Raw genomic sequence first — 13166 nt, 5'->3', positions numbered from 1 at the left:
AGGGTGCGAACGGCGTTTCCCGGTGGCTTTGGCGCGTTGGGTTGACGCCGCTCCCTCTCCCTAACCCTCTCCCTGAAGGGAGAGGGGATCGTTCGGAGTGCGCTGGTGTTTCTGTGTTAGCCGGCTTGTACCGAGGGCCCGGCTAACACCAAATCCTTTCTCGGCACGGACAAGCTCCCTCTCCCTTCAGGGAGAGGGCTGGGGAGAGGGTGCTCTCGCATCGCACAGAAGCCCCGGCAAACGTAGGGCGAATAACCGTTCGCGGTTATCCGCCGCCTGACCGTGGCCCCACAACGCTCCGGGTTCGGCCAGGAAGCACCGCCCGGCCTCACTCCGACACCAACCACGAAGCCAGCCACGAGACAGCTGTAACGGCGTACAACCGCGAACTGTTGTACGCCCTACGACTCCCACCCCCCACCCAGCGCCTTGTACAGCAGCGCCAGGTTCACCCCCACCGCCTCGCTACTGCGCACCTGGCGCTCCTCACTGGCCAGCAACTCACGCTGCGCACTCAGCACATTGAGGAAATCCACGGCCCCCGCCTTGTACTGCTCGCGGGCATTGGCCAAGGCCGTGCGGCCGTGCTCCACCGCTTCATCCAGGGCCGCCAGCTCGCGCTGGTCGGCGGCGTAGTCGTTCAGCGCATCGTCCACCTCGCGCCAGGCATTGAGCACCGTGCGCCGGTAGGCGATGGCCGCTTCCTTCTGCTGCGCCTCGCGCAGGGCCAGGGTGCCCTTCAGCCGGCCGCCTTCGAAGATCGGCAGGTGCAGGCTGGGGCCGATGCCGAAGGTGCGGCTGTTCCAGTCACCGAAGTTGGCCAGTTGCAGGGCCTGGAAGCCGAAGTCGCCGTTGAGGCTGATGCGCGGGTAGAAGTCCGCCTGGGCCACGCCGATGCTGGCGGTGGCCGCGTGCAGCAGGGCCTCGGCCTGGCGGATGTCCGGGCGGCGCCGGGCCAGTTCCGCCGGCAGGCCCACCGGCACCGCCTGGGGCGCGCGCGGGATGGGCGCGGTCTGGGCCAGCTCGGCGGTCAGCGCGCCGGGTTGTTCGCCGAGGAGGAAGGCCAGGGCGTTGAGCAGGCGCGCCTGGCGTTTCTGGCTGCCGGGCAGTTGCGACTCGATCACCGCCACCTGGGCCTTGGCCTCGGCGACGTCCAGTTCGGTGGCCACGCCCTCGGCGCGGCGCAGCTGGGTCAGCTGCAGGCTGTGCCGGGCGATGTCCAGATTGCCGCGCAGGATCGCCTCGCGGCCCTGTTCGCCGCGCAGTTGCACATAGTCGCGGGCGCTTTCGGCCAGCACCGCCACCAGCACGTCATGGCGGCTCGCCTCGCTGGCCTGCACCTGCGCGTCGGCGGCCTCCAGCTCGCGGCGCACGCGGCCCCACAGGTCCAGCTCCCAGCTCAGGGTGAAGCCGGCGTCGAGCTGGTTGAAGTTGTGCCGGCCAGCCTCGCCGGACGGATCGGACAGGCCCACCTCGCTGTTGCGCTGGCGCGCATAGCCGGCGTTGCCATCCACCTGCGGCACGGCGTCGGCGCCCAGCGCCCGGCGGATCGCCCGGCTCTGCTCCAGGCGCGCGGCGGCGGCTTGCAGGTCGAGGTTGCCGGCGGCCACGCGGGCCTGCAGGCGGTCCAGCTGCGGGTCGTTGAACAGCTTCCACCACTGGCTTTCCACGGCGCCGCCGGCGGGGCGGCTGGCGACGTCGTCGCCCTTGGCGTTCCAGGAGGCCGGCGCCTGGGCGTCGGGTTGGCGGAAGTCCGGGCCGAGGCTGCAGGCGCCCAGGGCCAGGCAGGCGAGCAGGAGCGGGGTGTGTTTCATTGCGCGGCCACCCGTTGTTCGCCGGCGGAGGCGGTGTCTATGCTGGCCACCACCGACATGCCCACGCGCAGGCGGGCCAGCAGCGCCTGGTTCGGCTCCAGGACGATCTTCACCGGGATGCGCTGTACCACCTTGGTGAAGTTGCCGGTGGCGTTGTCCGGGGCGATGGGCGCGAAGCTCAGGCCGGTGGCCGGGGCGATGCTGTCGACGTGGCCGCGCAGCACCTGGCCGGGGAAGGTGTCGACGCGCACTTCGACCGCCTGGCCGGGATGCACTTCGGTGAGCTGGGTTTCCTGGAAGTTGCCGACCACGTAGGCCTGCTGCAGCGGCACCACCGCCAGCAGCGGGCTGCCCGGGGTGACGTAGGCACCGACGCGCACGCCGCGGCGGCCGACCATGCCGTCGAAGGGCGCGCGGATCTCGCAGTAGGACAGGTTCAGCTGCGCCTGCTGCAACTGCGCCTCGTCGCGCTGCACCGCGCTCTGCGCCTCGGCCTGCTGGGCCAGCAGCACGTCCAGCTGCTTGCGCGCGGCCAGGTTGGCGGCGCGCGCCTTGTCCAGCGCGGCCTGGGCGTTGTCCAGGCGCGAGCGCGCCTGCTGGGCGTTCTGCAGGGTGCCGGCGCCCTGGCTGGCGAGGTGCTGGTAGCGCTGCAGCTCCTGCTGGGCGAAGCGCTGGGTGGCCTGGTCGGCCGCGACCTGGGCGGCGCTCTGGGCGATCACCGCGTGCTGGCGCTCCAGGTCGGCGCCGACGTGGCGCAGGCGCGCCCGCGCCGAGAGCAGCTCGGCCCCGGCGGCGGCCAGCGCGGTCTGGTAGTCCCGTGGGTCGATGCGCGCCAGCACCTGGCCGGCCTTCACCGACTGGTTGTCTTCCACCAGTACGCTGTCGACGATGCCGGCGACCTTGGGCGCCACCAGGGTGAAATCGGCGCGCACGTAGGCGTCGTCGGTGCTCTGTTCGCGCTCCGGGCCGAGCAGGCGCAGCAGCAGCCAGGCCAGGGCGGCGAGCAGCAGCAGCGCGGCCATTGTCAGGCTCGCGCGGCGGGAAGTGAGGAATGTCTTGGACATGATGGCTTTCCGGATTTCAGTGAGCGGGGGCGACCGGGCGCGGCGGGTAGACCCGCAGCGGCATGACGGCGATCAGCGGGAGCAGGGCGGCGGCCAGCCAGGCCATGCACCAGAGGGTGTCGGCGGCGGCCAGCACCGAGGCCTGGCCGTGGACCTGCCCGGCCAGGCACGGCAGGCTGCCGTCGAGCTGGTCCAGGCGTAGCGCCAGGGCCTGGGGCGCGGCGCCCAGGTGGTCGACCAGGCGGTTGGAGTGGTAGTGCTCGCGCCAGGTCATGAGGATGCCCACCACGCTGCTGCCGACCACCGCGGCGAAGGCCCGCACACTGTTGAACCAGGCCGAGGCGAAGGGCCCTTCGACGGGCGCCACCACGCTGGTGGAGGACATCAGCAGCGGCACCACGGCCATCGGCTGGCCGATGATCTGCAGGCTGAGCAGCAGGTAGAAGTTGTCCCGCGTCCAGTCGCCGGTCAGTTGGCTCATGCCGTAGGCGGAGAGGCCGCACAGGGCGATGCCGATGGCCAGCACCCAGCGGCAGTCGACGCGCGGGATATTGCACAGAGCGGCCACCAGCGGCAGCGTCAGCAGTTGCGGCAGGGCCACCAGCAGGGCCATGGGCGCGCTCTGCAGCGGGCGGTAGCCGTGGGCGGCGGCCAGGTACGAGGCCGGCACGCCGGCGCAGGCGCCGAGCACCACCAGCACGCCGGCCAGGGTCAGCAGCGAGTGGCTGAGGTTGCGCCGCTTGAGGATGTCCAGGCGGAAGAACGGCAGCGGGTGCGTCCATTCGTTGAGGAAGAAGGCCGCCAGCAGCGCCGCGCCGCCTACCACCAGCAGGGTGGCCAGGTCGGACTCGAACCAGTCCAGGCGCTCGCCCTGCAGCAGGCCCAGCACCAGCATGAGGATGCCTGGCAGCCCGAGGGCCACGCCGAGCCAGTCGAACTGGCGGAAACGCTCCAGGCGCAGCGGGTCCTGGGGAATGCCCCAGGCCACTGCGGCCATGGCCAGCGCGCACAAGGGAATGACCTGCCAGAACACCCACTGCCAGCCGACGTACTCGGTCCACAGCGCCGCCAGGGGCATGCCCAGGTTGGGCGCGAAGGTGGCGGTCAGGGCGTAGGCGCCCAGGCCGTAGAGCTTGATGCCCGGCGGCAGGAAGCGCAGCGCCACGGTCATCAGCATCGGCGGCATGCAGCCGCCGGCCAGGCCTTGCAGGGCGCGCAGCAGGTACAGCGTGTGCACGTTGGGGGCGAAGGGGCAGAGCAGCGCCAGCAGGGCGAAGGCAGCGATGGCGGCGAGGGTGAAGCGGCGCAGCGAGAAGGTTACCGAGAACCAGGGCGCGAAGGCCATGCCGGCGACCTGGAAGGCGGCGTACAGGGCCAGCAGCCAGGTGCCTTCGTCATGGCCGATGGCCAGCGCGCCGCGCACGTCGTTCATCGCAAGGTCGGTGACCTTGTCGTTGAGCCCGGCGCTGAGCGAGGCGAGCAGCACGCCGAGCATGCCCACCAGGATGCGTGGGCCGAAGGGCTGGGCGACAGGTTTGGCCGGCTGCGCGGCGGCCGGGGTGGCGAGCGGGGTGAGCGCGGCGGTCATGGCCGGGCCTCGTGGCGGAGGCCGGCCATCGCGCTATGGTCGGGGCAAGGCATGGCGTCGGGACTCTAGGGGTTTTGAGCAGAGTCTAGGGAGCGCCAATCAGTGTGAAAATTGAAATGATTAGAACTAATCAGTGCGTATTGTGCACTGGTTGGGGATCAGCTCAGCAACCCCGAACTCTCGCGCAGCTCGATGCATACCCGCTTCACCGTCTGCCGCAGCCAGCTGTGCGCCGGGTCGTTGTCGAAGCGCGGGTGCCAGGCCTGGATGATCACCACGGATTTCAGCGGCAGCGGGATGTCGAACTGGCGCAGGGACAGCCCGAGGCGGTCGAGGCGCCACAGCGAGTGCTCGGCGATCGGCAGCAGCAGGTCGGATTCCAGCAGGGCGAAGATCGAGGAATGGAAGGTCGGCGCGATCAGCCGGATGTTGCGCTTGAGGCCCAGGTTCGCCAGTTCCTCGTCGATCGGCCCGAGGGGCCGGCCGCGGCGCGAGACGCTGATCTGCGGATAGGCGGCGAAGCGTTCCGGGGTGATCTCGCCGTCGAAGATCGGATGGTCGCGGCGGGCCAGGCCGACGAAGTTGGTGGTGAACAGCGTCTGGGTGCGGATTTCCGGCTCCAGGCTGGAGGTGGCGCCGATGTACAGGTCGATGCGGTTCTGCCGCAGGGCCTCGTCGTCGAAATCGGCCTCGGGGGCCATGCGCAGGCTGCAGTGCGGCGCCTCGTCGCGCATCACCGCCAGCATGCGCGAGGCGAAGCCGCCCACCAGCACGTTGTTGGAGCGCAGCACGAAGCAGCGTTCCAGGCGGTCCATCTGCAGGTTTTCCTTGGCGTTGAACAGGCGCATGGCGTGTTCCACCAGCTCGCTGACCTCCTCGCGCAACTGCAGCGCCCGCGGCGTGGGCACCAGGTTGCGCCCGGCGCGGACCATGATGGGGTCGCCCACCGCCTCGCGGATGCGCCCCAGGGTGCGGCTCATGGCCGGCGGGCTCAGGTGCAGGCGGCGCGCGGCGCCGACCACGCTGCCTTCTTCCAGCAGCACGTTGAGGGCGACCAGCAGGTTGAGGTCGGGCAGGGCCATGGTGCCTCCGGGAACGTTGGTTCGCAGGGATGCTCGGCGATACGTGCGTGTGGTGCAACTCTGGCGTGCAGCCAGGGTGCCTTTACGCATTCCGCGCGAGCCCGAAGAATGATCGGTGTTCACCGTTTTATTAAGGAAGCCCCATGTTCGAACGCATCCTGGTCGCCATCGACGGCACCCCGCAGGCCCAGCGCCTCATCGCCACCGCCGCGCAGCTGGCAGAGGCCGGCACGCCGCGCCTGGAGGTAGTCTGCGTGGTCGACCGCGCCTTCGCCCTGCCGCAGCCGGACGTGCTCGATTACCCGCCGGCCGAGCACGAGCAGCATGAGGCCCAGGCCCTGCTGGACGCCGCGCTGGCGCAACTGCCGGCGGGCCGCGCCACGGGGCGGATACTGGCCGGCGACCCGGCGCGGGCGATCCTGCGCGAGGCCGAGCGCCAGGGCTGCGACCTGATCGTCATCGGCCACCGCCACCTGGGGCGCATCGAGCGGCTGCTGGATCCCTCGGTGGGGCAGCGGGTGATCGAGCGGGCGCCTTGCCCGGTGTTGGTGGAGGTGCGGGGGTAGCGCGGGGCTGCTTTTGTAGGAGCGGACTCCGTCCGCGATGGACCGGGTGCAGGCGCGGATCGCGGATGAATCCGCTCCTACGCCCTCCGGCAAACACAAGACCCGTAGGATGGCGTTGAGCGAAGCGATACCCATCGCCACGGCCGCATGGGTTTCGCCAAGGCTCAACCCATCCTACGAAAAGCCATGCTCGCGAATGGAGTTTCCCTTGGGCTTTGCTGTGAGGACTCTCTCGCATCGCACGAAGCCCTCGGCCAGCGTAGGGCGAATAACCGTTCGCGGTTATCCGCCGCCTGGCCTTTCTCATCGCTGAATGCGTGGCTGGGCCGGGGGCTTCGTGCTCGAGTGGGACCAAGGCCAAACGGCGGATAACGCCGTAGGCGTTATGCGCCCTACGGTTCGACCCCGTCCCCCCGGGAAATGAAAAGCGGCCACCCCGGCCGGCGGTCCTGAGCAAGGGCCCGGCCGGCGTGACCGTAAGCGTCAGCCGCGCTGGTGCACCGAGCGGCCGTGGGCGAAGGTTTCGCGGACCGTGCGGTCGTCGCCGAGGATGATCAGGGCGAAGAGTCTTTCCTCCAGGCTCTTCGCCTGCCGCAGGCGGTAGTCCAGCAGCGGGGTGGCCTTGTAGTCCAGCACCACGAAGTCCGCCTCGTTGCCCTGGGCGAAGCTGCCCACCTTGTCCTGCAGCTCCAGCGCGCGGGCGCCGCCGAGGGTGGCCAGGTACAGCGACTTGAACGGGTCGAGCTTGATGCCCTGCAGCTGCATCACCTTGTAGGCCTCGTTCAGCGACTGCAGCTGGGAAAAGCTGGTGCCGGCGCCGACGTCGGTGCCCAGGCCGACCTTGACCTTGTGCTTCTCCAGCTTGGCCAGGTCGAACAGGCCGCTGCCGAGGAACAGGTTCGAGGTGGGGCAGAAGGCCACCGCCGAGCCGGTCTCGGCCAGGCGCTGGCATTCGCCGTCGCACAGGTGCACGCCGTGGGCGAACACCGAGCGCGCGCCGAGCAGGCCGTGGTGGTCGTAGACGTCCAGGTAGCCGCTGCGCTCGGGGAACAGTTCCTTGACCCACTCGATTTCCTTGCGGTTCTCCGACAGGTGGGTGTGCAGGTACACGTCCGGGTGCTCCTTGAGCAGGCGGCCGGCGGCGTCCAGCTGTTCGGGGGTACTTGTGGGAGCGAAGCGCGGGGTCACCGCGTAGAGCAGGCGGCCCTTGCCGTGCCAGCGCTCGATCAGCGCCTTGCTGTCGCGGTAGCTGCTTTCGGCGGTGTCGGTCAGGTAGTCCGGGGCGTTGCGGTCCATCATCACCTTGCCGGCGATCAGCCGCAGGTCGAGCTTCTCGGCAGCATTGAACAGCGCGTCCACCGATTGCGGGTGCACGCTGCCGAATACCAAGGCGGTGGTGGTGCCGTTGCGCAGCAGTTCCTTGAGGAAGATGCCGGCGACGTCGGCGGCGTGGGCTGGGTCGGCGAACTGCTTCTCGGTGGGGAAGGTGTAGGTGTTCAGCCAATCCAGCAGCTGTTCGCCGTAGGAGGCGATCATGCCGGTCTGCGGGTAGTGGATGTGGGTGTCGATGAAGCCGGGGGTGATCAGCGCGTCGCGGTATTCCACCACTTCCACGCCGCCCAGTTGCGGCAGCAGCTCGGCGGCGTGGCCGAGGCGGGCGACCTTGCCGTCTTCCACCAGCAGGATGCCGTCTTCGAAGTACTGGTAGGACTTGTCGACGCCCACTTCGGCGGGGTCGGCGACGCTGTGCAGGATGCTGGCGCGGTAGGCTTTGCTGGTCATGTCGTTCTCTCGATCCTGGGAACGATGGGTATCGCTTCGCTCAACCCATCCTACGAATGTCTGTTGGTTGCCTCAGGTACCGCTCTCGGCGGTACGGGCCCGGCGGCTGCTGGGCAGGAGCTTGGCCACCGAGTGTTCGCCGCTGGCCTTTTCCTGGCCGAAGGCGGCGTTGTAGGTGGCTATCACTTCGCCGGCGATGGACACGGCGATCTCCACCGGCAGCTTGCCCTTCACCTCGGCGATGCCCATGGGGCAGCGCATGCGTTGCACGGTCTCGCTGGCGAAGCCGCGGTCGCGCAGGCGGTGTTCGAACTTGGCGCGCTTGGTGTCCGAGCCGATCAGGCCGAAGTAGCCGAAGTCGTCGCGCTTGAGTATCGCCGCGGTCAGCTCCAGGTCCAGGGCGTGGTTGTGGGTCATGACGATGTAGTAGCCGCCCGCCGGCATATTCTCGACCTCGTCGAGCACTTCGTCATTCAGCACTTTCTCGACGCCGGCCGGGATGCTTTCCGGGAACTCGGCCTCCCGCGAGTCGATCCAGCGCACCTTGCACGGCAGGCTGGCCAGCAGCGGCACCAGCGCGCGGCCGACGTGGCCGGCGCCGAACACCGCGATGTGCGCCTGGGGCTGGCCCATCGGCTCGAACAGCAGCACGGTGGCGCCGCCGCAGCACTGGCCGAGGCTGGCGCCCAGGCTGAAACGCTCCAGGCGCGGCTGCTGGCTGCGCTGTTCGAGCATCTCGCGGGCGATCTGCAGGGCCTTGAACTCCAGGTGGCCGCCGCCGATGGTATCGAACAGCCTGTCGGCGCTGACCACCATCTTCGAGCCGGCGTTGCGCGGCGTGGAGCCGAGCTCCTCGATGATGGTCACCAGCACGGCGGCTTCGCCGCGTTGCTGCAGGTCGGCGAGGGCGCTGATCCAGTTCATGACGTCTACCTCGGTAGATGGCTCTTCGTAGGAGCGAGCTTGCTCGCGAAGGGTGGTTGGGTTGTTCGCGAGCAAGCTCGCTCCTACAGGGTTACGCTGGTTCGGCTTGGGTTTGGGTGGTCTCGGCCTGCGCAGCCTTCAGCCTGCGCATCTGCTCCACCCCCCAGAGCACCCGCTCCGGCGTCGCCGGTGCGTCGATCTGCGGCTGCACGCGGTAGTCAGCCAGGCTCGCCACGGCGTCCTTGATGGCGCAGAACACCGAGATGCCGAGCATGAACGGCGGCTCGCCCACGGCCTTGGAGTGGAACACCGTCTGCTCCGGGTTCTTGCGGTTCTCCACCAGCTTCACCCGCAGGTCCATTGGCATGTCGGCGATGGCCGGAATCTTGTAGCTGGCCGGGCCGTTGGTCATCAGCTTGCCCTTGGCGTTCCACACCAGCTCTTCCATGGTCAGCCAGCCCATGCCCTGGACGAAGCCGCCCTCCACCTGGCCGATGTCGATGGCCGGGTTCAGCGAGTCGCCGACGTCGTGGAGGATGTCGGTGCGCAGCATGCGGTACTCGCCGGTGAGGGTGTCCACCAGCACTTCCGAGCAGGCGGCGCCGAAGGCGAAGTAGTAGAACGGCCGGCCGGCGGCCTTGTCGCGGTCGTAGTAGATCTTCGGCGTGCGGTAGAAGCCGGTGGAGGACAGCGACACCTGGCCGAAGTAGGCCTGCTGGATCAGCTCCTCGAAGGGCAGGATGAGGTCGCGCACGCGCACCTGGTTGTTGCGGAACTCGACGTCTTCCTCGGTGACCTTCCAGTGCCGCGCGGCGAACTCCACCAGGCGCTGCTTGATGGTCTCGGCGGCGTTCTGCGCGGCCTTGCCGTTCAGGTCGGCGCCGCTCGATGCCGCGGTCGGCGAGGTGTTGGGCACCTTGTCGGTGTTGGTCGCGGTGATCTGCACGCGGTCGATGTCGACCTGGAAGACTTCCGCCACCACCTGCGCCACCTTGGTGTTCAGGCCCTGGCCCATCTCGGTGCCGCCGTGGTTCAGGTGGATGCTGCCGTCGGTGTAGATGTGGATCAGCGCGCCGGCCTGGTTGAGGAAGGTGGCGGTGAAGCTGATGCCGAACTTCACCGGGGTCAGCGCCAGGCCCTTCTTGAGGATCGGGCTGGCGGCGTTGAACGCGCGGATTTCGGCGCGGCGCTTGGCGTACTCGGCGCTGGCCTCCAGCTCGGCGGTCATCTCCGCGATGAGGTTGTGCTCGACCTGCTGGTGGTAGTGGGTGACGTTGCGCTCGTCCTTGCCGTAGTAGTTGCGCTTGCGCACTTCCAACGGGTCCTTGCCCAGGTGGCGCGCCACCGCGTCCATCACTTCCTCGATGGCGACCATCCCCTGCGGGCCGCCGAAGCCGCGGTAGGCGGTGTTCGACGCGGTGTTGGTCTTGCAGCGGTGGCCGTTGATGGTGGCGTTGCCGAGGAAATAGGCGTTGTCGGAGTGGAACATGGCGCGGTCGACGATGGAGCCGGAGAGGTCTGGCGAGTAGCCGCAGTTGCCGGCCAGGTCCATGTGGATGCCGTGCAGCAGGCCGTCGTCGTCGAAGCCCACGTCGTACTCGACGTAGAAGGGGTGGCGCTTGCCGGTCATCTGCATGTCTTCGACGCGCGGCAGGCGCATCTTCGCCGGGCGCCCGGTCAGGCGCGCGATCACCGCGCACAGGCAGGCGGGCGCGGCGGCCTGGGTTTCCTTGCCGCCGAAGCCGCCGCCCATGCGGCGCATGTCGATCACCACCTTGTTGAAGGAGATGCCCAGCACCTCGGCCACCAGCTTCTGCACCTCGGTGGGGTTCTGCGTGGAGGTGTAGACGATGACGCCGCCGTCCTCGCTGGGCATCACCGAGGAAATCTGCGTCTCCAGGTAGAAGTGCTCCTGGCCGCCGATGTGCAGGGTGCCCTGGATGCGGTGCGGCGCGCTGGCCAGCTGGGTGGCGGAATCGCCGATGCGGTGCTGGTGGCTGTCCAGCACGAAGTGCTTCTTGCGCAGCGCCTCGACCACGTCGAGCACCGGCTCCAGGTCCTCGTACTCGATGATCGCCGCCATGGCCGCCTTGCGTGCGGTCTCCAGGCTGTCGGCGGCCACCGCGATGACCATCTGGCCCAGGTACTCGACCTTGCCGTCGGCCAGCAGCGGGTCGCCGGCCACCACCGGGCCGATGTCCAGCTGGCCGGGCACGTCGTCCTTGGTGATGGCGATGGCCACCCCGGGGAAGGCGTAGCAGGGGCTGACGTCCAGCCTGGTGATGCGCGCATGGGCGCGGTCGCTCATGCGGGCGTAGACGTGCAGTTGGTTGGGGAATTCCAGGCGGTCGTCGATGTACACCGCCTCGCCGCTGACGTGCTTGGGCGCGCTTTCGTGCTTGACGCTGCGGCCCACGCCGGTGGTCAGGTCGGCGCGGAACAGCGCCTGGAGTTCTTCCTGGGTCTTGTGATGCTTATGCATATGCGGTCACCCGAGTCACGGCCTGGGGCGCTTCCAGTTCGAGGAAGCATTTGCGCAGCAGGTTCTGCGCGGTGAGCAGGCGGTATTCCTTGCTGGCGCGGAAGTCCGAGAGCGGGGCGAAGTCCTCGCCCAGGGCGATTGCCGCGCGTTCGAAGGTGGCGGCGTTGAACGGCTGGCCGAGCAGCGCCGCCTCGCAGGCGCGGGCGCGTTTGGGGATCGCCGCCATGCCGCCGAAGCCGCTGCGCACGGCGCTGATGCGGCAGTCCTCGACGGTGATGCTGAAGGCCGCGCAGACCGCCGAGATGTCGTCGTCCAGGCGCTTGGACACCTTGTAGGCGCGGAACGCCTGGTTGGCCTGCGGGCGCGGGATGATGACCTTCTCGATGAACTCGCCTTCCTGGCGCGCGGTGACCTTGTAGTCGATGAAGTATTCGTCGATCGGCAGTTCGCGGCTCTCGCCGCCCTTGCGCAGCACGATGCGCGCGCCCAGGGCGATCAGCAGCGGCGGCGAGTCGCCGATGGGCGAGGCGTTGCCGATGTTGCCGCCGAGGGTGCCCTGGTTGCGGATCTGCAGCGAGGCGAAGCGGTGCAGCAGCTCGCCGAAGTCCGGGTAGTCGTGGGCCAGGGCCGCGTAGCAGTCGGTCAGCGGCGCGGCGGCGCCCAGCTCGATGCGGTCGGCGAGGACTTCGACGCGTTTCATCTCCTCGACATGACCGACGTAGATCATCACCGGCAGCTCGCGGTGGAACTGGGTGACTTCCAGGGCCAGGTCGGTGCCGCCGGCCAGCAGGCGCGCCTGCGGGTTGGCGCTGTAGAGGTCGGCCAGGTCGGCGATGGTCAGCGGCAGCAGGCAGCGCTTGTCGCCGCTGTTCAGCTCGGCGGTTTCGTGCGGGGCGATGGCCTTGAGCTGGGCGATGGTCTGCTGCTGGGCGGCGTCGAACTGGTCCGGGCGCTTCTGGCAGCAGGACTGCTCGGCGGCGTCGAGGATCGGCCGGTAGCCGGTGCAGCGGCACAGGTTGCCGGCCAGTGCCTCGTAGGCCTCGGCCTTGCGTTGCTCCGCGGTTTCGCCGGCGCTGTTCTTCTGCAGGGCGAACAGCGACATGACGAAGCCGGGGGTGCAGAAGCCGCACTGCGAGCCGTGGCAGTCCACCATGGCCTGCTGCACGCCGTGCAGTTCGCCGCGGTGCTTGAGGTCGTCGACCACGATCAGCTGCTTGCCGTGCAGGGCGGAAACGAAGGTCAGGCAGGAATTGAGGGTGCGGTAGCGGATGCGCTCGGCGCCCTCGGCGCCGACCAGCTCGCCCACCACCACGGTGCAGGCGCCGCAGTCACCGGAGGCGCAGCCCTCCTTGGTGCCGGTCTTGCCCAGGTGCTGGCGCAGGTAGTTGAGCACGGTGAGATTCGGGTCGAGGCGGTCTTCGACACGCAGCTCGCGGTTGAGCAGGAACCTGATCAAGGCATGCCTCCAGGCTTTCTTGTTGTTGGGCGGGGCGCGATGGAGGTGAATCTAGGAAAAGCTGACTTTTAAGTCAACAAAAATTCTGATCTTTCGGTCAGCTATTTCCGGCAGAGCGCTTTTTCGTAGGAGCGAGCTTGCTCGCGAACGGGGCCGCTTCGCAGCTGGGATGGTTCGCGAGCAAGCTCGCTCCTACAGTTATGGCGATGGGTATCGCTGCGCTCAACCCATCCTACGGCGGCGTTTCTCTTGTATGTCTATTGGGTTCCCGCGTTCGCGGGAATGACGGGGTGAGAATCGTGTTTTCCAACGTCATTCCCGCGAACGCGGGAACCCAGAAAACAGCGAGCAAAAAAAACGGCAGCCGGGGGTGTGCCGGCTGCCGCAAAGGCGTGGAGCCCGTTGGAA

At 68.6% G+C, this 13166-nt stretch carries 9 protein-coding genes; 1 reads left to right on the top strand and 8 read right to left on the bottom strand.

The window, feature by feature from the left end:
- Nucleotides 1-401: 401 nt before the first annotated feature.
- The 4 genes from ACTWJ5_RS20150 to ACTWJ5_RS20135 all read right to left on the bottom strand — a co-directional run bounded on the left by ACTWJ5_RS20150 (nt 402) and on the right by ACTWJ5_RS20135 (nt 5548).
- Complete coding sequence (locus ACTWJ5_RS20150; protein WP_444436395.1) at nt 402-1814, bottom strand: efflux transporter outer membrane subunit; 1413 nt, start codon at nt 1812-1814, stop codon at nt 402-404.
- Nucleotides 1811-2878, bottom strand: a complete 1068-nt coding sequence (locus tag ACTWJ5_RS20145; protein ID WP_444436394.1) for an HlyD family secretion protein — start codon at nt 2876-2878, stop codon at nt 1811-1813. The genes ACTWJ5_RS20150 and ACTWJ5_RS20145 overlap by 4 nt, the downstream gene beginning before the upstream one ends.
- A 16-nt stretch (nt 2879-2894) precedes the next feature.
- Nucleotides 2895-4466 (bottom strand): MFS transporter, encoded by a 1572-nt coding sequence (locus ACTWJ5_RS20140; RefSeq protein ID WP_444436393.1) that lies wholly within the window; start codon nt 4464-4466, stop codon nt 2895-2897.
- Between the two features lie 158 nt (nt 4467-4624).
- Nucleotides 4625-5548, bottom strand: coding sequence for a LysR family transcriptional regulator (locus tag ACTWJ5_RS20135; protein WP_074982603.1), 924 nt, complete (start codon nt 5546-5548; stop codon nt 4625-4627).
- A 143-nt stretch (nt 5549-5691) separates the two neighbouring features.
- On the opposite strand from ACTWJ5_RS20135, the gene ACTWJ5_RS20130 reads away from it, so the two are divergent.
- Entirely contained in the window at nt 5692-6114 is a 423-nt protein-coding gene (locus ACTWJ5_RS20130) for a universal stress protein (protein WP_074982601.1), read from the top strand.
- 483 nt (nt 6115-6597) lie between these two features.
- Here ACTWJ5_RS20130 and guaD read toward each other — a convergent pair whose 3' ends face one another.
- The 4 genes from guaD to xdhA all read right to left on the bottom strand — a co-directional run bounded on the left by guaD (nt 6598) and on the right by xdhA (nt 12758).
- Nucleotides 6598-7896: a guanine deaminase gene (guaD, locus tag ACTWJ5_RS20125; RefSeq protein WP_074982599.1), complete on the bottom strand. Its 1299-nt coding sequence runs from the start codon at nt 7894-7896 to the stop codon at nt 6598-6600.
- A gap of 72 nt (nt 7897-7968) precedes the next feature.
- Nucleotides 7969-8820: a xanthine dehydrogenase accessory protein XdhC gene (gene xdhC / locus ACTWJ5_RS20120; protein ID WP_074982597.1), complete on the bottom strand. Its 852-nt coding sequence runs from the start codon at nt 8818-8820 to the stop codon at nt 7969-7971.
- A 91-nt stretch (nt 8821-8911) separates the two neighbouring features.
- On the bottom strand, nt 8912-11302 hold the full coding sequence (gene xdhB / locus ACTWJ5_RS20115) for a xanthine dehydrogenase molybdopterin binding subunit (protein WP_444436392.1): 2391 nt from the start codon (nt 11300-11302) through the stop codon (nt 8912-8914).
- The gene (xdhA, locus tag ACTWJ5_RS20110) at nt 11295-12758 is read right to left on the bottom strand and encodes a xanthine dehydrogenase small subunit (RefSeq protein ID WP_444436391.1); all 1464 of its coding nucleotides are present in this window, start codon (nt 12756-12758) and stop codon (nt 11295-11297) included. The genes xdhB and xdhA overlap by 8 nt, the downstream gene beginning before the upstream one ends.
- Nucleotides 12759-13166: the final 408 nt, after the last annotated feature.

This window comes from Pseudomonas sp. A6 (assembly GCF_052367875.1).
Classification (GTDB): Bacteria; Pseudomonadota; Gammaproteobacteria; order Pseudomonadales; family Pseudomonadaceae; genus Pseudomonas; species Pseudomonas citronellolis.
This window is presented reverse-complemented; position numbering and strand designations above follow the sequence as displayed.

Excerpts from the sequence above, each read along its gene's own strand:
- xdhC (WP_074982597.1), bottom strand. The coding sequence starts at position 8,820 with ATGAACTGGATCAGCGCCCTCGCCGACCTGCAGCAACGCGGCGAAGCC.
- ACTWJ5_RS20145 (WP_444436394.1), bottom strand. The coding sequence starts at position 2,878 with ATGTCCAAGACATTCCTCACTTCCCGCCGCGCGAGCCTGACAATGGCC.
- ACTWJ5_RS20135 (WP_074982603.1), bottom strand. The coding sequence starts at position 5,548 with ATGGCCCTGCCCGACCTCAACCTGCTGGTCGCCCTCAACGTGCTGCTG.
- ACTWJ5_RS20150 (WP_444436395.1), bottom strand. The coding sequence starts at position 1,814 with ATGAAACACACCCCGCTCCTGCTCGCCTGCCTGGCCCTGGGCGCCTGC.
- ACTWJ5_RS20140 (WP_444436393.1), bottom strand. The coding sequence starts at position 4,466 with ATGACCGCCGCGCTCACCCCGCTCGCCACCCCGGCCGCCGCGCAGCCG.
- ACTWJ5_RS20130 (WP_074982601.1), top strand. The coding sequence starts at position 5,692 with ATGTTCGAACGCATCCTGGTCGCCATCGACGGCACCCCGCAGGCCCAG.
- xdhB (WP_444436392.1), bottom strand. The coding sequence starts at position 11,302 with ATGCATAAGCATCACAAGACCCAGGAAGAACTCCAGGCGCTGTTCCGC.
- guaD (WP_074982599.1), bottom strand. The coding sequence starts at position 7,896 with ATGACCAGCAAAGCCTACCGCGCCAGCATCCTGCACAGCGTCGCCGAC.